Consider the following 21,175-nt stretch of genomic DNA (forward strand, 5'->3'; position numbering starts at 1 on the left):
CTAAAATAGGAATTAAAGAGTTAACTCTCTAAATAAAGTTTCTAAATTTTTATTTTCAGAGTTTAACTCTAAAATTTTCAATCCTTGCTCTTGCGCAAAATCAAATAATTTTGGGCGCATATCTGTTTTAGTAGAAAAACTTAATTTCCATGAGTTATCTGAAATATTTTCAGCAGTATTACTATTAGGTAACTGTAATAAAAGCTGTTCTTCTATTTTAAAATCAAAAGTTACTGTAATTACTTGCTCTTGATTTTCTTTTAAAGAACTTAAAGACTCATCAAGAACAATCTCTCCTTTGTTAATAATAATTACTCTGTTACAAATAGCTTCAACTTCTTGCATTATATGAGTAGAAAGTAATACTGTTTTATCTTTACCTAACTCTTTAATTAACGCTCTAATTTCCACTAATTGATTTGGATCTAAACCAGTGGTTGGTTCATCTAAAATTAGTACATCTGGGTTGTGAATTATCGCTGCCGCTAAACCAACTCTTTGTCTGTAACCTTTAGATAGTTGATTAATTTTCTTTTGAGATTCTTGAGATAATCCTACTCTATCAATAACAACATCTATTTCCGTTTTATTAATTTTATGAATTGATGCTACAAAATGTAAATATTCTTTAACATACATTTCTAGATATAACGGATTGTGCTCTGGTAAATACCCTATGTTTTTTTGAGCTTTAATAGGGTTAACAACTACATTTATATCATTAACCAAAACTGTACCTTCGCTAGGCTGTAAATAGCCAGTTAATATTTTCATCGTTGTAGATTTGCCTGCTCCATTAGGACCAAGAAAGCCTACTATCTCACCTTTTTTAGCTGAAAAAGATAAATTATTAACCGCCGTTTGAGAACCGTATATTTTGCTTATTGAAGTAAGTTGTATTGACATTTTTTCTCTGTCATTCTTGCAAAAGCAAGAGTTTTTAAAATATTCGTTATAAAACACATGAGGTTTCTGTTTTCACAGAAATGACTTTTTTAATGTATTCTTTCAAAAGTAACGAAACTGTAGTTATATTTATTTTTTGGGTCTGCTTTAAAATCTTCTCTAGATATTTCTCTCCAATATTTTTTATCTATTTCTGGAAAATAAACATCTGCTTCAAAACTTTCATGAACTATAGTAACATCTAACCTATCTACTAAGTTACTTTGTAATGCTTGTTTATAAATTTGACCACCTCCTATTATAAAAATATGATCATCTTCTTTAGCTAACTCAATTGCTTCTTCTATTGAGTTTGCAATTAAACAACCATCAACAAAATAATCATTATTTCTGGTAATAATAACTGTTGTTCTATTGGGTAATGGTTTTCCTATACTTTCAAAAGTATTTCTTCCCATTAGAATATGATGACCTGAGGTAACTTTTTTAAAACGTTTTAAATCGGCAGGTAAATGCCATATTAAATCGTTATTTTTTCCTAATTCGTAGTTTTGGCCAAACGCCGCTATTATTGTTACCATATAAGTTGCTTAATAATGGGATTACATACTTTTAACCCATTCTTTTATGTAACCCGTTAAATCTCTTTTATCTGTTATTTGATTAATAGATTGTGTTTCTATATTATCAATTAAAATTTTAATAGCATTTAACACGTTTTCATCATTAATCTCTGCTATTTTATCGTAAATAGTATCCTTAATTGTATCTACTTCCGTCGTCATAATTTAGTTGTTTTTGTTCAATACGAATTTAAAAAACTAAGTATTAATATGTAAATAAAACGGTGTAAAATATAGTTAAATTATACAGCTACAACTCCTTTAATATGTGGATGTGGATCATAACCTATTAACTCAAAATCATCAAAGGTAAAATCTTCAATATTAGTAATTGCCGGATTTAATTTCATGGTTGGTAATGATCTTGGTTCTCTAGATAATTGTAACGCTAATTGTTCTTGATGATTATTGTAAATATGAGCATCACCAAAAGTATGAATAAATTCTCCTGCTTCATATCCACAAACCTGTGCAATCATCATGGTAAACAATGCATAACTAGCAATATTAAACGGAACTCCTAAAAAAATATCGGCACTACGTTGATATAATTGGCAAGATAATTTACCATCTGCAACATAAAACTGGAAAAAAGCATGACAAGGAGGTAATGCTGCCTTCCCATTAGCAACGTTTTCTGAAAATGAAACAGAAGTATCGGGCATTACACTTGGATTCCAAGCTGAAATTAACATTCGTCTACTATCTGGATTCTTTTTTAATGTGGCAATTACATCTTTTAATTGATCTATTTCATCACTATTCCAGTTTCTCCATTGATGACCGTAAACAGGACCTAAATCACCATTTTCATCAGCCCATTCATTCCAAATTCTCACCCCGTTTTCTTGCAAATATTTTACATTAGTATCTCCTTTAATAAACCAAAGCAGTTCATAAATAATAGATTTTAAATGAAGTTTTTTGGTTGTTACCATAGGAAATCCTTCACTTAAATCAAATCTCATTTGATAGCCAAATACACTTTTTGTACCCGTACCTGTTCTATCACTTTTTTCGTTTCCGTTTTCTAAAACGTGTTTAACTAAATCTAAATATTGCTTCATTACTCAATCTTGAATTGTGTAAAAATAAAAAAGCATCAATAAAAAAATTGATGCTTTCTAAAATTTATATTAAGAAGTTATTAACCAATAATCATTCCTGCTATAGTTGCAGACATTAAAGATGCAATGGTTCCTCCTATTAATGCTTTCATTCCAAATTCAGACAATGTTTTTCTTTGTCCTGGAGCTAACGAACCGATACCTCCAATTTGAATTCCAATAGATGCAAAATTTGCAAAACCACATAACATATATGTTGCCATGATAATAGACTTGTTATATGTTAAATGTATGGTACTTGCTACATCTTTTAAATCTGCTAACTGAATGTAACCTACAAACTCACTAGCTGCCAATTTAATACCTAATAACTGCCCCATTAAAGCCATATCTTCTTTAGCAACACCTATTAACCACATTAGTGGAGCGAATATATAGCCTAAAATAAACTCTAAGGATAGTTCTTGATAGGGCGTGTTATTTTGAATTATTTGATTTAATGAAGTAAATTCCCAATTAAAATATTCAATTCCGTTGAAGGCCCCTAAACCTCCTAAAACACCATTAATCATAGCTATAAAAGCAACAAAAACCAATAACATTGCTCCTACATTCATTGCTAATTGTAACCCTTCAGTAGTACCATTCGCGATCGCATCTAACACATTAGATCCTATTTTTTCAGATGATACTTGTACATCTGTATTTACATCCTCTGTTTGAGGGAATAATATTTTAGAAATAACAATTGCCCCTGGTGCTGCCATTACTGAAGCCGCTAATAAATGCTTGGCATAAAGAAGCCTTAACGCTTCATCATCTCCACCTAAAAAACCAATATAAGCTGCTAATACCGCACCTGCAACTGTTGCCATACCTCCTATCATCACTAATAAAATTTCTGACTTATTCATTTTTTCTAAATAAGCCTTGATAAGTAAAGGTGCTTCAGTTTGCCCTAAAAATATATTCCCGGCTACAGATAAACTTTCCGCCCCAGATATACGTAAAACTTTTGATAATAACATAGCCATTACTTTCACAACCCACTGAATAACTCCTAAATAAAATAATAAAGAAGTTAAGGCAGAAAAGAAAATAATAGTTGGTAATACTTGAAATGCAAAAATGAACCCAAAAGTATCCATATCTGTTATTAAACCTTCAAATAAGAACTTACTTCCTTTTTTAGTAAATTCTAAAATCTGTACAAAACCTTTACCTATAAAATCAAAAACAACTTGAATAAATTTTACTTTTAAGACACCAATAGCTATTAATAATTGAAAAACTAAACCAATTCCTACAGTTTTCCAATCAACACCTCTTCTATTGGCACTAAATAAAAAGGCAATTAAAATTAATACAGCCATTCCTAAAACACCTCGCCATAAACTGTTAACAGAAAAACCTTGACTTGGTATTATCGCTTCTGTAGTTTTAGAAGCAACCGCATCTTTAATAATTGGATCTGTGATGCTTGATGATATGATTTCTTTTGTACTAAACTTGTAAAGCACATTACTTTCAGATAGTGTTAGTTCAGAATCTGAAAGAGATACAATATTATAATACCTAACTGTATCTTTAGGCTGCTTGTAACTTAATATTAATAAGTTATTTTGGTGAATATAGTTTCCAGATGCTTCTAATGTATCATTTTCGCTAAGGGTGTAAACAAATTCTCCGTTAGCTAAATTAAAATAATCTGATTCTGTTGTAGTGAATAATTGTTCACCTTTAGTGTTTTCTACCGATAAAAAGTTCCAGTTTTTTTCAATGCTTTGCCCTACTACCAAATAGGAAAATAAAAGCATAAAAAGTATTGGTAGATTTTTCATTATAACCATGTTTATGTTAAGAACGTTTGCTGATTTCATCTCTAATTTTAGCAGCTAACTCATAATTTTCATTAATCACTGCTTCGTTTAATTGTTCATGCAACTCTTCTAAAGAGTAGGTTGCATAATCACTAACTTCAGAATGTTGTTCAAAATTAACTTCTAAAGATTCTTCATCTTCTTCCTCTGCATTATCTAGCAATTCTTCATCTATTTTTAAATAAATACCCGCTTTATCTAAAATATTTTCATAGGTGAAAATTGGAGCATCAAAACGAACGGCTAATGCAATAGCATCTGATGTTCTTGTATCAATAACTTCTTCTACTCCATCTTTTTCACAAATTAGACTCGAAAAAAATACACCATCTACTAACTTATGAATTATAATCTGTTTCACATTAATTAAAAATGTATCTGCAAATGTTTTAAATAAGTCGTGTGTTAATGGTCTTGGTGGACGAATTTCTTTTTCTAAAGCTATAGCAATTGACTGGGCTTCAAAAGCACCAATAATAATAGGTAAGGTTCTTGTTCCTTCTATTTCACTTAACACTAGGGCATAAGCGCCGCTTTGTGTTTGACTGTAAGAAATTCCTTTAATAGTTAGTCTTATTAGGCTCATCATCTATATCATCATACAAAAAAAAGCCGCCTTTCATTGGGCAGCCAAAAGGTGGCACAATTTACTAAAAATTATGACTATGCACAGTTTTATTGTTAAAAAAGATAAAAACCTCGAAAGAAATATAATTTTCCGAGGCTTTTATTATAAGACTAATTAATTTTAGCTTTTAAGACTGCTTAAAAACTTTTAATTTTTCAATTAATTGAGGTACAACTTCAAAAGCATCACCAACAATACCATAATCTGCAGCTTTAAAGAAAGGTGCTTCTGGATCATTGTTAATTACAACTTTTACTTTAGATGCGTTAACACCAGCTAAATGCTGAATTGCTCCTGAAATACCTATTGCAATGTATAAGTTTGAAGCCACTGGCTTACCAGTTTGCCCAACGTGTTCACTATGAGGTCTCCATCCTAAATCTGAAACTGGCTTAGAACATGCTGTTGCAGCACCTAAAACATCTGCTAACTCCTCTACCATTCCCCAATTTTCAGGACCTTTTAAACCTCTACCTGCAGAAACTACTACATCTGCATCTGCAATAGTTACTTTACCTTGAGCTTTATCAATAGAAACTGAAGAAACTCCTAACTCTGGTAACGTTGCATCAAATGACTCTGCAGAACCGCTTACAACATTTTCATGTGCTCCAAAAGAGTTTTTAGCAACACCTACAACTTTCTTAGCTGTTGAAATTTCGGTATTGTTAAAACCTTTGTTAGAAAAAGCTTTACGTTTCACAACAAAAGGACTTGTAGAACTTGGTAACGCTACAACGTTTGATGCATAACCTGCTTCTAAAGCAACTGCTACTAATGGACCTAAAGTTAATCCATCAACACTAGAATCAACTACAACAACATCAGCACTCTGTGCTTCTGCCACTTGCTTTACTATTGAAGCGTAAGCTTTTGCATTAAAAGATGCTAAATCATTCTTAACCTCTACTACTTTTTCTGCACCGTATTTATACAATTCTGATGCATCTCCTCCGTTGATTGTTAAAGTAACTAAACCAGTCCCTAGTTGTTCAGCTACCTTTTTTCCGTATGATACAACCTCAAAGGCTGTTTTTTTGAATTTTCCTTCCGATGAATCGGCAAAAACTAATACAGACATATTCTTTATTTTTTGTAATTGTTACTAGTAATCCGTAACAATTGGATTTTTAAAATTATTAAATTGCTTTTGCTTCGTTGTGTAATAAGTTAATTAACTCATCTACATTATCTACTAACTTAACCGCTCCTTTTGGTGCTGGTTTCTCAAAAGTTTGAGTTGAAGACGCTGCAGCTGCTCCCGTTGGTTCAACTACACTTAAAGGCTTTTTACGAGCCATCATAATACCACGCATGTTAGGAATACGTAAGTCTTTTTCCTCTACAATTCCTTTTTGCCCTGCTACTACTAATGGTAATGTTGATGATACTTTTTCTTCACCACCATCAATTTCTCTTTCTAAAGTTGCATTTGTCCCTTCAACTTCTAAACCTACACAACCATTAACAAAATTAAAATCTAATAAAGAAGCTAACATACCAGGAACCATTTGCCCGTTATAATCAGCAGACTCTTTACCAGCTAATACTAAATCATAACCTCCAGACTTTACAACTTCCGCTAATTCTTTAGCTACTAAGAATCCATCTGTTGGCTCTGCGTTTACACGGATAGCATCATCTGCTCCAATAGCTAATGCTTTACGTAATGTTGGTTCTGTTTCAGCACCTCCTACATTTACAACAGTTACACTTGCTCCTTGTTTTTCTTTAAACCACATGGCACGTGTTAAACTAAATTCATCATATGGATTGATAACAAATTGTACTCCGTTTGTATCAAACTTAGTATCATTATCAGTAAAATTAATTTTTGAAGTGGTATCTGGCACGTGGCTGATACAAACTAATATTTTCATATATATCTGTTTTAAAGAAACTTTTATTTTGAGCCACGAATTTAAGCATTTTTTTTAATTTATTATGCATGCATAATAAATTTTTCCTCTGCAATTTATCATTTTAACAAAAAAAGAGTCTATGTTTTTGAATAATCTGACTGAAACAGATAAGAAATTACAATAAAAGGAAGGATCATGCTTATATATGATATATCAAAAACAATCCCATAAATGTTATTACACCAGCCCTCTTCATAAATATTAATTATAAAGGTTATAAAAATTAACAAAAATAATATCCACATTGAATTTCTCTGGATTAAATATATTGATGTTGAATGTTTTGATAATAAAAAAGGGGCAACTAAACTAAAAAATATTAAAAATATAGGGGCATATTTCGTTTGATGATTGAAAGGGTTGTGTATTAATAGGTAGTCTAAACTTGGAACGGTAATTAAAACAGGAATCATTAACAAAATGGTAAAAACTACAACTATGAATAAAAATTTTACACGATATAACACATCTAATTTCATAAAATCATGAAACAATAATAACACTAACGGAATAGCCACTACACCTCTAGTCAAAACAATAAAGGAAACCCAAAATGAAAGCATTATTGAGTTATGAAATATATTTTTTGAATATTTTGATTTCCAATACCAAATAAAAAGTGTAACTATTAACAAATTACTCATCAAATCACTTTTAACTGCTACTTCCCACCAGTATGCTGGTGAAAACAGCAACAATAACACAATCATTGTTTTTTTAACATTTGAAACAGATGCTTTATTTACAAACAACATCAAAATAACAAATACAAAAGGCTGTAATAAACCAATGTTATTAATTAAATAAAAAGGCAACCCTATGTAAAACAAACTTGGTAAATTAGATGTTGTTTTACCTAAATGATCTTGCTTATCATACGGGTAGTCTCCATTTAAAATATTCTCTATAAAAACCTGTAAAGCAGACCACCTATCTACTTGAACAGTATTTCCATTAATACCAAAAACTAACAAACACTGTAACAAGAACATAATTATCGATGCTATCAGAAAAAAAACAAAAAAGTACTTACTATCATTAATAACAATAGCATTTTTCTTAACTAAAAGCCGTAACAAGAGAATAAAAGCTACATAAAAAAATAAGAATCCATATTCGAATCCATCATAGATTCGTTCTCCATATTTTAAGATAAAAAAACTATTAACATACATGTAAACAACTAACAGATAATCAGTTTTAAAAAAGTTTTTTAAATTATTTAACATGAAAGATAATTCTAATCGATGCTAATATAGATTTATTAATACTAAATTTATTACTTTTGCCAATCAAATAAACAACTACTTTATAAACGTATGAAAACAGTTCAATTTAGAGAAGCTATTTGTGAAGCAATGAGCGAGGAAATGCGCAGAGATGAAAGCATTTACTTAATGGGAGAGGAAGTTGCTGAATATAATGGTGCATACAAAGCTAGTAAAGGAATGCTAGATGAGTTTGGTGCTAAAAGAGTTATTGATACTCCTATTGCCGAATTAGGTTTTGGTGGTATAGCCGTAGGTTCTGCCATGAATGGTAACAGACCTATTGTTGAGTATATGACTTTTAACTTCTCTTTAGTTGGTATTGATCAAATTATTAACAACGCGGCTAAGATTAGACAAATGAGTGGTGGACAATTTAACTGCCCTATTGTTTTCCGTGGTCCAACAGCCTCGGCGGGTCAATTAGCAGCTACTCACTCTCAAGCATTTGAAAGTTGGTATGCCAACTGTCCTGGTTTAAAAGTAATCGTTCCATCAAATCCATATGACGCAAAAGGTTTATTAAAAGCTGCTATTAGAGACGATGATCCAGTAATTTTTATGGAGTCTGAGCAGATGTATGGAGATAAAATGGAGATCCCTGAAGGTGAATACATAATTCCTATTGGTGTTGCCGACATTAAAAGAGAAGGTAGTGATGTTACCGTTGTATCTTTTGGGAAAATTATAAAAGAAGCATACAAAGCAGCTGACGAATTAGCTAAAGACGGAATTTCTATTGAAATTATTGATCTTCGTACAGTTCGTCCAATGGATCATAAAACTATTTTAGAATCTGTTAAAAAAACTAACAGACTAGTAATTTTAGAAGAAGCATGGCCTTTTGGTAGTGTTGCATCAGAAATAACATTTAGAGTTCAAGATGAAGCTTTTGATTATTTAGATGCACCTATTAAACGTATTACAACAGCAGACACTCCTGCTCCATATTCTCCTGTATTATTAGAAAAATGGTTACCAAATGCTAACGATGTTGTTACAGCAGTAAAAGAAGTATTATACATATAAATACCATTTTTAAATACAAGAACTTTAAATCCTTTTGGTAACTTTTTACCAAAAGGATTTTGAATTAAATACCACAATGAAATTAAATTTAGCTATTTTGTTATTAGTGCTAACTACCACAATACAAGCACAAATAACAATAAAAGGGAAAGTAGTAGACGAATTTGACAATCCACTTCCTTACGTAAATGTATATGTAAAAGGAACCACCTACGGAACTACTACTGATGATGACGGAAGCTTTTCTTTTTCTTCAAAGAAGAAAAGAGGAACAATAGAAGTTTCATTTGTAGGATTTCAAACTCAAACATTTAAAATAACACCAAAAATTCCTTTTTTAAATATTATTTTAAAAGAAGAAGCTAATGTTTTAGATGAAGTTGTAGTTGTTACCAAACCTAAAAAAAGATTAAAGAAAAAAGAAAACCCAGCCTATAGAATTTTAAAAGAAATTTGGAAACGTAAGCGTAAAAATGGCGTTGATTTAGTTAATCATTACCAATACAAAGAACATGAAGCTATCGAAATTGGTCTGAATAATTTAGATACTGCTTTTGTTAAAGGTATTTTTAAAAAGAACTTTGATGAAGCCATTAAAACCATTAATTATGATGATGATGGCGAAAACTACTACATTCCTATTTATTTAACAGAAAAAGTTTCACAAGTTTACGGGAACAATAAAGAAAATTTAAAACGAGTTGATATTGAAGCTGAAAAAGAAGAAGGTTTAGGCGCACAAAGTTTTGTTTTTGACAGAATGTCTAATACATTTCAAAATGTAGATGTATTTAAAAATAACATTACACTTCTTCAAAAATCTTTTGTTAGCCCATTATCTTCAGACGGATTTGCTACTTATGATTATGTTTTATATGATAGTGTTGTAAAAAATGACACCAAACTCTATAACATTTATTACTTCCCTATACGAGATCAAGATTTAGCTTTTAAAGGAAACTTCTGGGTATCAGACAAAAACTTCTCTATTAAAAAAATTAAAATGGAAGTTACTAAAAGCGCTAACTTAAATTTTGTTAGAGGCCTTACATTCGATAAAGAATTTATTTTAAAAAATGATAGTATTTACCTTCCTTCTAAAAATAATTACATAGGAGATTTTACATTTATTGACAAAAATGATGCTAACAAAGGACTTACTATCAAAAAAAACATAAGCTATAAAAACTATGTTTTAAATGTAGAAAAACCTATTAACTTTTATGATGTAGAGCAAGTTAAAATAAGGCCAGATCAGTTTAAAAAAAGCAACAATTACTGGAATCAACATCATGACAATACTACAAAGTCAACCTACAAAACTATTAAAACCGTTAAAGGAAAGAGAAAAATTAAAAAGCTTACAGGTTTACTAAATACGATAACTAGTGGTTATGTTAACCTTCCTTTTAACATTCAAGCAGGACCATTCTGGACCATGTTTGCTCAAAACGAGGTTGAAGGCTTTAGAACTAAATTAGGGTTTAGATCTTTTAAAACTAAAGACGATCGTTTTAGAATATCTGGTCATGTTGCTTATGGATTTAAAGATAAAGAATTTAAATACGGTGCTGAGGCAAGATATTTATTATCATTTCAACCAAGAATAACCACAAGTATTGCCTATCAAAAGGACATTGAACAGTTGGGTAGTGTATTATTTAATACCAATCAGTTACTTGGAAGATCATTTGGAACAGCAGCACTTTTAAACAGAGGAAACAACTTTTACCTATCTAATGTAGAAAAAATAGCTACCAATTTTGATTATGCGGTACATAATAACTTTCATATAGGTTTTAATTTTACAAAAGCTAACATACAATCCGCTACAACTCCCGATAATTTTTCTATCAACTACATTGATCAAAACGGAATAGAACAGAACTCTGTAACAGATGTAGCCTCTGATGTTTACTTAACTTTTACACCCGGTAGGTTTGTTTATGGTTTAGGAGTAGAACAGCGTTTTGGTAGAAACATTTTCCCAAGAATTGTATTAAACTACAGACATGGATATAAAGATGTTTTAAATGGAACTCATGATTATGACAAAGTCCAATTTCAATACAACCAACCTTTATTACTAGGTAAATTTGGATTATTGGACGCTACTGTTGAAGCAGGTAAAACCTTTGGAACAGTTCCAATTTCATTATTAAGTCCAATCCCAGCAAACCAATCTTTTTCATTGGTTAAAAACACATTTTCATTAATTAATTATTATGATTTTGTAACAGATACTTATGCTGCCACTCACCTAGAACATCATTTTAATGGATTTATATTAAATAGAATACCATTGGTAAAAAGACTCAATTTAAGAAGCTTAATAACATTTAGAGCAGCATACGGAACAGTTTCTGATAAAAATAGAGCTATTAATAGATCTAACTTAAGCTATAATACTCCAGATAAAATGTATTATGAATATGGTTTTGGTTTTGAAAATATTGGGTATGGAAACTTACGTTTCTTTAGAATTGACGCTATTTGGAGAAGTAACTATACTCCAGCCGCAGCCAGTATTGCGGAACCAACACCTATGTTTGCTATTAGAATAGGAATTATGCCAGGATTGTAGAATTAATAACTTAACTTAAAAATAACTTACAATTTTTAACCTAAAAATACATTTTATATGTACTTTTGCAAACCGATTTTAGAAACGTAGAAGAAAATATGACTGCAAAAGAGAAAAAAACAGTAGACGTTTTAATAGAAATTCCTAAAGGAAGTAGAAACAAATATGAATACGATTTCGATTTAAAGAAAATTCGTTTCGACAGAATGTTATTCTCATCAATGATGTACCCTGGAGACTACGGTTTTATTCCAGAAACATTAGCCTTAGATGGTGACCCTTTAGATGTGTTAGTATTAGGTGCTGAGCCAACTTTTCCAATGTGTGTTATGGAAGTAAAACCAATTGGTGTGTTTCATATGGCAGACGAAAAAGGTCCAGACGAAAAAATAGTATGTGTTCCAGTATCTGATCCAATTTGGAATAAATACAATGATTTATCTGATTTAAATCCACATCGTCAACAAGAAATTACACACTTTTTCCAAGTATATAAAGACTTAGAAAAAAAGAAAGTTGATATTGGTGATTGGGGAGACGCAAACGAAGCTTATGAAATACTTGACAAGTGTATTGAACGCTACGAAAACAGTGAATATAAAGAAAGAGGAGAATTTAAAATCTAACCTTTTTTCACCATACAATTTAAAGCTCATCATTATCATATGATGAGCTTTTTTTATGTTTATTACTTGATTTTGTTATATTTATGAAATTATTAACTAATCAAACAACAAACATATGATAACAAATTTGATGATTGCGCCAATCATTTTGGCTGTATTAGGATTGATTTTCATGTTTATTAAAATGACTTGGGTAAAAAAACAAAACCCTGGATCAGACAAAATGAAATCAATCTCTAAAAGTATTAAAGAAGGTGCCCTAGCCTTTTTAGCTGCTGAATATAAACTCCTTTTAATATTCGCAATAATAGCATCAGTAGCTTTATTTATAGTTTCTACAATTGTACCCACAACACACTGGATAATTGTTATAGCTTTTATAGTTGGAGCTATCTTTTCTGCATTAGCAGGCAATATTGGTATGCGCATAGCAACAGATGCCAATGCAAGAACTGCAGAAGCTGCAAAAACCAGTTTACCAAAAGCTTTACAAGTTTCTTTTGGAGGAGGAACTGTTATGGGACTTGGTGTAGCAGGTTTAGCTGTTTTAGGTATCAGTTTATTCTTTTTAATTTTTGTAAAGATGTTTATCACACAAGGTGGTGATTTTTACAATGAAATGACCATGGCACTTGAGGCATTAGCTGGTTTTTCTTTGGGAGCAGAAAGTATAGCGTTATTTGCTCGTGTAGGTGGTGGAATTTACACGAAAGCTGCTGATGTTGGTGCTGATTTAGTAGGTAAAGTTGAAGCAGGAATCCCTGAGGACGACCCACGAAACCCAGCCACTATTGCAGATAACGTAGGTGATAATGTTGGAGATGTTGCTGGTATGGGAGCAGATTTATTTGGTAGCTACGTAGCCACAGTATTAGCCGCTATGGTATTGGGTAATTATGTAATTAGAGATATGTCTATAACCAATAAATTTTCTGATAATTTTGGAGGAATGGGACCTATTTTACTCCCATTAGTAATTGCGGGTGTAGGAATAGTAGCGTCAATTATTGGTACTTTTTTAGTTAGAATTAAAGACAACACAGCTAAAGAAGCTGAAGTGCAAAAAGCCTTAGATCTTGGAAATTGGGTATCTATACTCATTACATTAGTTGCCAGTTGGTTTTTAATTCAATGGATGTTGCCAAAAACATTACAAATGAGTTTTTTTGGAGAAGGATTACTAAACATACCTTCTAGACATGTTTTTTATGCATGTATGATTGGCCTAGCTGTTGGTGCTTTAATATCAGTAGTGACAGCATACTATACTAGCTTAGGAAAAAAACCAGTATTACACATAGTTCAAAATTCATCAACAGGAGCTGCAACAAATATTATTGCTGGTTTAGCTGTTGGAATGAAATCAACATTCTTATCAGTTATTTTATTTGCAGCCGCTATTTACGGATCGTATGCACTTGCAGGGTTTTACGGTGTTGCTTTAGCTGCTTCAGCAATGATGGCAACTACCGCTATGCAATTAGCAATTGATGCCTTTGGCCCAATTGCAGATAATGCCGGTGGTGTAGCAGAAATGAGTGAATTAGAAGATCATGTTCGAGAACGTACAGATATTTTAGACTCTGTTGGAAACACAACAGCCGCTGTTGGAAAGGGATTTGCAATTGCATCAGCTGCTTTAACTGCTTTGGCTTTATTTGCTGCTTATGTAACCTTTACTGGAATTGACGGTATAAATATTTTTAAAGCAGATGTTTTAGCAATGTTATTTGTAGGAGGTATGATACCTGTAATTTTTTCAGCCTTAGCTATGGAATCTGTTGGAAAAGCTGCAATGGAGATGGTGCAAGAAGTTCGTCGTCAATTCAAAGAGATTCCTGGAATTATGGAAGGTACCGGAACTCCAGATTATGCTAAATGTGTTGATATTTCTACAAAAGCTGCTTTAAAAGAAATGATTTTACCTGGCTTAATTACAATTATAACACCTATTATTATTGGATTGCTGTTTGGAGCTGAACCTTTAGGTGGATATATGGCTGGTGTATGTGTAAGTGGAGTTATGTGGGCCATTTTCCAAAATAATGCTGGTGGTGCTTGGGACAATGCTAAAAAATCATTTGAAGCTGGTGTAGAAATTAATGGCGAAATGACCTATAAAGGTTCTGATGCGCACAAAGCTGCTGTAACTGGTGACACTGTGGGCGATCCTTTTAAAGATACTTCAGGTCCGTCTATGAATATACTTATTAAGCTTACTTGCTTGGTTGGATTAGTAATTGCTCCTATTTTAGGAAATCATACTGATATCAACAACCATCAAACTAGTATTAAAAAAGAAGTTAAGGTAGAAGTTAACAAAAATAACTCTGATAATGCAAAAGCAACAATTACAACCACCATCACAAAAAATGGAGAAACTACTACTGAGGTAAAAAACATAGAAGGATCTATTGAAGAGGTTGAAGCTCAGACTAAAAAAGAGGATGAATCAACAAAAATCAAAACAAATAAATAATAAGCGTTCTTTTTAACTAAGAAACCCGATAGGAAATTCTATCGGGTTTCTTATTTTTGTTATATGTCGTTACGAACTGTACAAACATTCAATATAGATAATCCTAAAGCTTTTAAAGATAAATTACTTGCTTGGTCACAACAATTTGAAACTATTGTTTGGTTAGATTCTAATAACTATAACCAAACCTATACTAGTTTTGATGCTGCTTTGGCCGTTGAAGAATTTACATCAATTAAAACAGATTATTTAAATGCTTTTGAAAAATTAAAAGAGTATCAGTCATATACTAAAGACTATATTTTTGGTTACATCTCTTATGATGTAAAAAATGATGTAGAAAAATTAAGCTCTACTAATTTTGATGGACTTTATTTTGATGATTTATTCTTTTTTCAGCCTCAAAAACTTATTTTTTTAAAAGGAAACAAATTAGAATTTCATTATTTACATGTGGTTGATGATGAATTAGAAGAAGATTTTGACGAAATATTTGCTACCAACATTCATATTGCAGAAAACAATAAGGAAACCGATGATGTTAAAATTAAACTACGTATCCACAAAGATGAATACTACAATAAAGTTCAAAAAGTATTAAATCATATTCACAGAGGTGATATTTATGAAGCTAATTTTTGTCAAGAATTTTATGCTGAAAATACTATAATAAATCCTTATCAAACTTATAAACAGCTTAATAAAATTTCTGAACCTCCTTTTGCTACATTTTTAAAACAAGACAATAATTATTTGCTTTCTGCATCACCAGAAAGATATATTAGAAAAAATGGAGATAAAATTATTTCACAGCCTATTAAAGGAACTGCAAAAAGATACGTGAACAAAGTTGAGGATGATAAAACTGCTTTTGACTTATCTCGTGATCAAAAAGAAAGATCAGAAAATATAATGATTGTTGATTTGGTAAGAAATGATTTATCAAGAACCGCTAAAAAAGGGAGTGTAAAAGTTGAAGAGCTTTGTAAAGTGTATCCTTTTAAACAAGTCCATCAAATGATATCTACTGTAGTTTCAGAAATTGAAAACACCACACATCCAGTTGATGTAATTAAAGATACATTTCCTATGGGAAGTATGACAGGAGCTCCCAAAGTATCTGCCATGCAAATAATTGAAAACTTAGAAGAAACTAAAAGAGGTTTATACTCCGGGACTGTTGGATATTTCACTCCAGATAATAACTTTGATTTTAATGTTATAATAAGAAGTATTTTATACAATAGTGAACAAAAGTACGTTTCTTATTCTGTTGGAGGAGCAATAACAGCTAAATCAACACCTGATAAAGAATATGAAGAATGCCTACTTAAAGCTAAGGCTATGAAGCAGGTACTTTTAAAAAATAATTTATAACCAATTAACCATGAAAAAACTTACACCAACCATTGCATTTATATTACTACTTATAACTTTAAGTTGTAAAACAAATAAGTATTCTTTCTTAAATCAATATCCTGTTAAACAAGCTCCTATTGTAGATAGCACAAACTTCAGCAACCATGCAGAGGGGAAACTTTTGACTAAAGAAGAGCAAAAACTTTTAAAGTTAGATGAAATTTTTGAAGGACAAATTGAAGATCAGAATGCTAAAGTTGGTGTATCTTATTTACCAAAGCTATCAGAAAATTATCAATCTGTAGTGTATTACTTATACCCTAGTAATTCAGAATTATTAGTGATGTTAGTAAATTACAATAAAGATTTCCAAGTAATCAACAGCCAATTATTAGCTTACGATGAAATTGCTGAAAATATGTTAAAAAGTCAATCTACTATTTATAAAGACAGTATTATTTTAAAAGAATATGTATCAGATAATCCTTCTACCATAAAATTTTCTATATTAGAAAACGGTGATATAACAAGAGAGTAATGACACATAATCAACAAACTATAACTGTTAAAAATATACCTATTTATATTCAAAATTGGTTACCTGAAAATCCTCAAGCAATAGTTATTGTTGCTCATGGTATGGGTGAACATTCTGGGAGGTATGAAAAAACAGTTGCTGCTAACTTCTACAATAATGATATAGGCGTTGTAGCTTTTGATCATATTGGTCATGGGAAATCTGGTGGAAAAAGAGGACACAACCCTGGATACGAAACTGTTTTAGACGTAATTGAAGCTGTTTTAAATGTAACAAAACAAATTGCTGCTGATAAACCTGTGTTCATCTACGGTCATTCAATGGGGGGAAATGCTATTATTAATTACATCTTAAAAAGAAAACCTGCCATAAAGGGAGCTATAGCTTCTAGCCCCTTTTTAAAACTAGCTTTTCAACCTCCAAAATGGAAATTAGCTGCAGGTAAACTACTTTTAAATATTGCCCCATCTATAACTATGGGTAACGAATTAAATCCAAACGATATTTCCAGAGATCCCGAAGAAGTAATTAAATATCAAGAAGATGATTTAGTTCATGATAAAATAAGTCCAAACTACTCTATAACTTTTATAGAAAACGGACAATGGGCAATTAACAATGCATATACATTACATATTCCCATGTATGTTTTTCATGGCACTGATGATAAAATAATCGATTATAAAGGCAGTGAAACTTTTGCTAATAACACAGAGAAGGCTAGCTTAAAGTTATATAAAGGAGGATATCATGAACTACATAATGATATTTGCAAAAAAGAAGTTTTAGCGGATATGCTAACTTGGGTAAAGTCTAATTTATAACAATGTTAGAAAAATTTGAAGCTCATATAAATGATAAATTTCCAGAAATATACTCTCAAAAAATACTTTTAGCTATATCTGGAGGTATAGATAGTGTAGTATTAGCTCATCTATTTAACAAACTAAAGATCAACTTTAGTTTTGCTCACTGTAATTTCAGACTTAGAGGTGTTGAAAGTGATTTAGATGAGCAGTTTGTAAAAGATTTATCTAGTAATTATAAAATAAAAACACACGTAACAAGTTTTAATACAGAGGACTACGCTAAAAGCAAAAAAATATCAACTCAGTTAGCAGCTAGGGAGTTACGTTATAATTGGTTTCATCAAATATTAGATGAACATAAATACAATAAGTTAGCAACTGCACACCATGCAGATGATAATTTAGAAACTTTTTTAATAAATTTAACTAGAGGTACTGGCTTGGAAGGGTTAACAGGAATACCTGAAAAAACCAATAAATTAATAAGACCTTTATTACCTTTTAGTAGAGAAGAAATAGAACTATTCGCTCTTAAACATAAGATAAAATGGCGAGAGGATAGTAGTAATAACTCTACAAAATATTTGAGAAATAAAATCCGTCATGAGGTAATTCCTATTTTAAAAGAAATTAGTCCCGCCCTGTTAAAAAATTTTAATAATACTACTAATTATCTTAAAGAAAGTCAAGAAATTATAGATGATAGAATAAAAGATATTTCTAAAAATATAATTACAAAGGAAGATGATGTCATAAAAATTAACATTAAAAAACTGGAAGCTTTACCCAACCCTAAAGCTTATTTATACCAATTTTTAAAAGGTCATGGTTTTTCTGAATGGGATAAAGTTACCAAATTGTTAAGAGCGCAATCTGGAAAATTTATTTCAACAAATTCTCATATATTATTGAAAAACAGAGAATTTTTATTATTTTCGCACATTAATAGTGATGATTTATTGAAAAATTCAATATCTGTTATTGAAGAGGGAACCAAAGTTATAAATCATCCTATTCAATTAACCATATCTAATACAACAGAAACTATGGTAGAAAATAAAAATTCTATTATAGTTGATAAAAATTTATTATTTTTCCCCCTCCGAATTAGAAGATGGAGAAATGGAGATGTTTTTTATCCATCTGGTATGACGGGTAAAAAAAAAGTAAGTAAGTTTTTTAAGGATGAGAAATTATCTAGATTTGAGAAAGAAAAAGCTTGGTTACTTTGTACAGCTGATGACAAGATAATATGGATTATTGGCATGCGCCAAGACCGTAGGTTTAAAGTAAATAGTAAAACTAGTAAGTTAATTAAAATAAGTAAATAATCCCAACCCCATTTTATAGTATGAAAAGAGTATTCACCCTATTTTTATGTATCTTAGGATTTTCCTTGTCGATTTTCGCACAAGACGAAGCTCCTGTGGAAGTAGAAACTTCTGTCGTGAAAATTTCCGACACGGAGTATGATTTAATTTTCAATGTATTTATCGATGAAGATTGGCACCTGTATTCACAGTACAATCCTGAAGATGCATCACTTCCAATGACCATTAAGCCTTCTGTAGGAGAAAGTGGATTCACGTTAGTTGGTAAAGCCAAAGAAAGTGAAACACATACTGAATTTAGTGAAATATGGGGCGTTGATGAGATATTTTTTATTGAAGAAGCTGTTTTAACACAAAGAGTTAAAATAGATGACCCTTCATTAAGACAAGTAACCTTAAATATGGATGCTCAGGTTTGTAAAGAATTCTGTTTACCTTACGAAGATGATTTTACATTTTCTTTAGATGGTGGTGAAATTATTGCAACTGTAGCTGAAGTAGATGAAAAAAGTCAAGAATTAGCTGGTTCTTTAAAATTAGATTTAAAAAACACTGATTTATTAGAAACTTCTAAACCTGTTAACGGAGAAGAAGATAAAAGCTCTAACCTATTACAAATATTTTTATTAGGATTTGCAGGAGGATTAATTGCTTTTTTAACACCATGTGTATTTCCATTAATTCCACTAACAGTATCATTTTTCACTAAACAATCACAAACTAAGGGAAAAGGTATTAGAAATGCTTTATTATATGGTTTCTTTATCGCAGCAATTTATGCTTTATTAAGTGCACCTTTCCACTATGTTGACTCTTTAGATCCAGAAATTTTAAATACTATTTCAACTAATGTTTGGTTAAACGTATTTTTCTTTGTGGTATTAGTAATTTTTGCAGGTTCTTTCTTCGGATTTTACTCACTTACACTACCAAGTTCTTGGAGTACAAAAATTGATAAAGCTTCTGGTATTGGAGGTTTCTTAGGCATATTTTTTATGGCATTAACTTTAGCTATAGTTTCATTCTCTTGTACGGGTCCTATTCTAGGGTCATTATTAGCAGGATCTTTAACTACAGATGGAGGAGCAATGCAATTAACAGCTGGTATGGGAGGTTTTGGTGTAGCTTTAGCTTTACCATTTGCATTTTTCGCTTTATTCCCTAACTTACTAAGCAGATTACCAAAATCTGGTTCTTGGATGACTACAGTAACTGTTTTCTTAGGTTTTATCGAATTAGCTTTAGCATTTAAATTCTTATCAAATGCTGATTTAGTGGGTCACTGGAATATGTTCAAAAGAGAAATATTTATCGGTACATGGATTGTTATTTCAATCTTAACTGCCATTTTCTTATTTGGATACTTTAATCCTAAAGGAATTAAAGTTAAGCGAGTTTCTGCATTCAGATTATTATTAGGTTTACTAATGATTGCTTTTGCTGTATATTTAGCTCCAGGTGTTACTAAAAACCCTAAATGGAATCAAAATTTATTAAGTGGATTCGCTCCACCACAATTCTATAGTGTTTATGAGCAAGATAATGAATGTCCTTTAGCTTTAAATTGTTTTAAAGATTTTGATGAGGGAATGGCTTACGCTAAATCTGTTAACAAACCTGTATTATTAGATTTCACTGGTTGGGCATGTGTTAACTGTAGAAAAATGGAGGAAAATGTATGGAGTAATAATGAAATTTATAACACATTAAAAGATAAATATGTTTTAATTTCTTTATATGTTGATGACAACGAAAATAAGTTACCTGCAGAAAAGCAATTCGATTATGTAAAACCAAACGGTAGAGTGAAGAAAATTACTACGTACGGTGATAAATGGGCTACTTTGCAAACAGTAAACTTTAAAAATGCATCTCAACCTTATTATGTACTAATGAGTCCTGATTTAGAAGTTTTAAATTCACCTCAACAGTATACAGATAAAATAACCTATTATAATTGGTTAAAAGAAGGTTTAAAAAACTTTGAAGATTAATTATATTCAACATATACTATAAAAAAGGCTCTGCAGAATTGCAGAGCTTTTTTTGTATCATGTGTCCCGTCCTAAAATAAGTTTACACCAATAAGACTTATTTTATGAATAACAGTTTACGCAAGAAAAAGC

General features: G+C 31.0%; 18 protein-coding genes. 9 read left to right on the top strand and 9 right to left on the bottom strand.

What is annotated here, in order from left to right:
• Positions 1-12: 12 nt before the first annotated feature.
• The 9 genes from gldA to ACFQ1U_RS09880 all read right to left on the bottom strand — a co-directional run bounded on the left by gldA (position 13) and on the right by ACFQ1U_RS09880 (position 8,255).
• On the bottom strand, positions 13-906 hold the full coding sequence (gldA, locus tag ACFQ1U_RS09840) for a gliding motility-associated ABC transporter ATP-binding subunit GldA (protein ID WP_386107826.1): 894 nt from the start codon (positions 904-906) through the stop codon (positions 13-15).
• An 89-nt stretch (positions 907-995) separates the two neighbouring features.
• Positions 996-1,487, bottom strand: a complete 492-nt coding sequence (locus ACFQ1U_RS09845; RefSeq protein WP_386107828.1) for a dihydrofolate reductase — start codon at positions 1,485-1,487, stop codon at positions 996-998.
• 21 nt (positions 1,488-1,508) lie between these two features.
• Positions 1,509-1,691, bottom strand: coding sequence for a hypothetical protein (locus ACFQ1U_RS09850; protein WP_386107830.1), 183 nt, complete (start codon positions 1,689-1,691; stop codon positions 1,509-1,511).
• A gap of 80 nt (positions 1,692-1,771) precedes the next feature.
• Complete coding sequence (locus tag ACFQ1U_RS09855) at positions 1,772-2,596, bottom strand: thymidylate synthase (RefSeq protein ID WP_386107832.1); 825 nt, start codon at positions 2,594-2,596, stop codon at positions 1,772-1,774.
• Positions 2,597-2,676: 80 nt separating this feature from the next.
• On the bottom strand, positions 2,677-4,437 hold the full coding sequence (locus ACFQ1U_RS09860; RefSeq protein WP_386107834.1) for a NupC/NupG family nucleoside CNT transporter: 1,761 nt from the start codon (positions 4,435-4,437) through the stop codon (positions 2,677-2,679).
• A 16-nt stretch (positions 4,438-4,453) separates the two neighbouring features.
• Positions 4,454-5,062, bottom strand: coding sequence for a bifunctional nuclease domain-containing protein (locus ACFQ1U_RS09865; protein ID WP_386107868.1), 609 nt, complete (start codon positions 5,060-5,062; stop codon positions 4,454-4,456).
• Positions 5,063-5,231: 169 nt separating this feature from the next.
• Positions 5,232-6,185, bottom strand: coding sequence for an electron transfer flavoprotein subunit alpha/FixB family protein (locus ACFQ1U_RS09870; protein WP_386107836.1), 954 nt, complete (start codon positions 6,183-6,185; stop codon positions 5,232-5,234).
• Positions 6,186-6,243: 58 nt separating this feature from the next.
• Positions 6,244-6,984: an electron transfer flavoprotein subunit beta/FixA family protein gene (locus ACFQ1U_RS09875; RefSeq protein ID WP_386107838.1), complete on the bottom strand. Its 741-nt coding sequence runs from the start codon at positions 6,982-6,984 to the stop codon at positions 6,244-6,246.
• A gap of 119 nt (positions 6,985-7,103) precedes the next feature.
• The gene (locus tag ACFQ1U_RS09880; RefSeq protein WP_386107840.1) at positions 7,104-8,255 is read right to left on the bottom strand and encodes a hypothetical protein; all 1,152 of its coding nucleotides are present in this window, start codon (positions 8,253-8,255) and stop codon (positions 7,104-7,106) included.
• A gap of 90 nt (positions 8,256-8,345) precedes the next feature.
• Between ACFQ1U_RS09880 and ACFQ1U_RS09885 the strand changes: the two genes are divergently transcribed.
• The 9 genes from ACFQ1U_RS09885 to ACFQ1U_RS09925 all read left to right on the top strand — a co-directional run bounded on the left by ACFQ1U_RS09885 (position 8,346) and on the right by ACFQ1U_RS09925 (position 21,043).
• Positions 8,346-9,323: a pyruvate dehydrogenase complex E1 component subunit beta gene (locus ACFQ1U_RS09885; RefSeq protein WP_386107842.1), complete on the top strand. Its 978-nt coding sequence runs from the start codon at positions 8,346-8,348 to the stop codon at positions 9,321-9,323.
• Between the two features lie 76 nt (positions 9,324-9,399).
• Positions 9,400-11,907: a DUF5686 family protein gene (locus ACFQ1U_RS09890; protein ID WP_386107844.1), complete on the top strand. Its 2,508-nt coding sequence runs from the start codon at positions 9,400-9,402 to the stop codon at positions 11,905-11,907.
• A gap of 98 nt (positions 11,908-12,005) precedes the next feature.
• Positions 12,006-12,533, top strand: coding sequence for an inorganic diphosphatase (locus ACFQ1U_RS09895; protein ID WP_386107846.1), 528 nt, complete (start codon positions 12,006-12,008; stop codon positions 12,531-12,533).
• A gap of 115 nt (positions 12,534-12,648) precedes the next feature.
• Positions 12,649-15,012: a sodium-translocating pyrophosphatase gene (locus ACFQ1U_RS09900; RefSeq protein ID WP_386107848.1), complete on the top strand. Its 2,364-nt coding sequence runs from the start codon at positions 12,649-12,651 to the stop codon at positions 15,010-15,012.
• Positions 15,013-15,075: 63 nt separating this feature from the next.
• Entirely contained in the window at positions 15,076-16,389 is a 1,314-nt protein-coding gene (gene pabB / locus ACFQ1U_RS09905) for an aminodeoxychorismate synthase component I (RefSeq protein WP_386107850.1), read from the top strand.
• A 10-nt stretch (positions 16,390-16,399) separates the two neighbouring features.
• Positions 16,400-16,909 carry a hypothetical protein gene (locus tag ACFQ1U_RS09910; RefSeq protein WP_386107852.1) on the top strand — a complete coding sequence of 170 codons (510 nt, stop codon included), beginning with the start codon at positions 16,400-16,402 and terminating at the stop codon, positions 16,907-16,909.
• Positions 16,909-17,733 carry an alpha/beta hydrolase gene (locus ACFQ1U_RS09915; protein ID WP_386107854.1) on the top strand — a complete coding sequence of 275 codons (825 nt, stop codon included), beginning with the start codon at positions 16,909-16,911 and terminating at the stop codon, positions 17,731-17,733. The genes ACFQ1U_RS09910 and ACFQ1U_RS09915 overlap by 1 nt, the downstream gene beginning before the upstream one ends.
• A gap of 2 nt (positions 17,734-17,735) precedes the next feature.
• Positions 17,736-19,049 (top strand): tRNA lysidine(34) synthetase TilS, encoded by a 1,314-nt coding sequence (gene tilS / locus ACFQ1U_RS09920; RefSeq protein ID WP_386107856.1) that lies wholly within the window; start codon positions 17,736-17,738, stop codon positions 19,047-19,049.
• A 20-nt stretch (positions 19,050-19,069) separates the two neighbouring features.
• Positions 19,070-21,043: a protein-disulfide reductase DsbD family protein gene (locus tag ACFQ1U_RS09925; protein WP_386107858.1), complete on the top strand. Its 1,974-nt coding sequence runs from the start codon at positions 19,070-19,072 to the stop codon at positions 21,041-21,043.
• The last annotated feature ends 132 nt before the right edge of the window (positions 21,044-21,175 follow it).

Source organism: Tenacibaculum geojense (assembly GCF_042676005.1).
Classification (GTDB): domain Bacteria; phylum Bacteroidota; class Bacteroidia; order Flavobacteriales; family Flavobacteriaceae; genus Polaribacter; species Polaribacter geojense.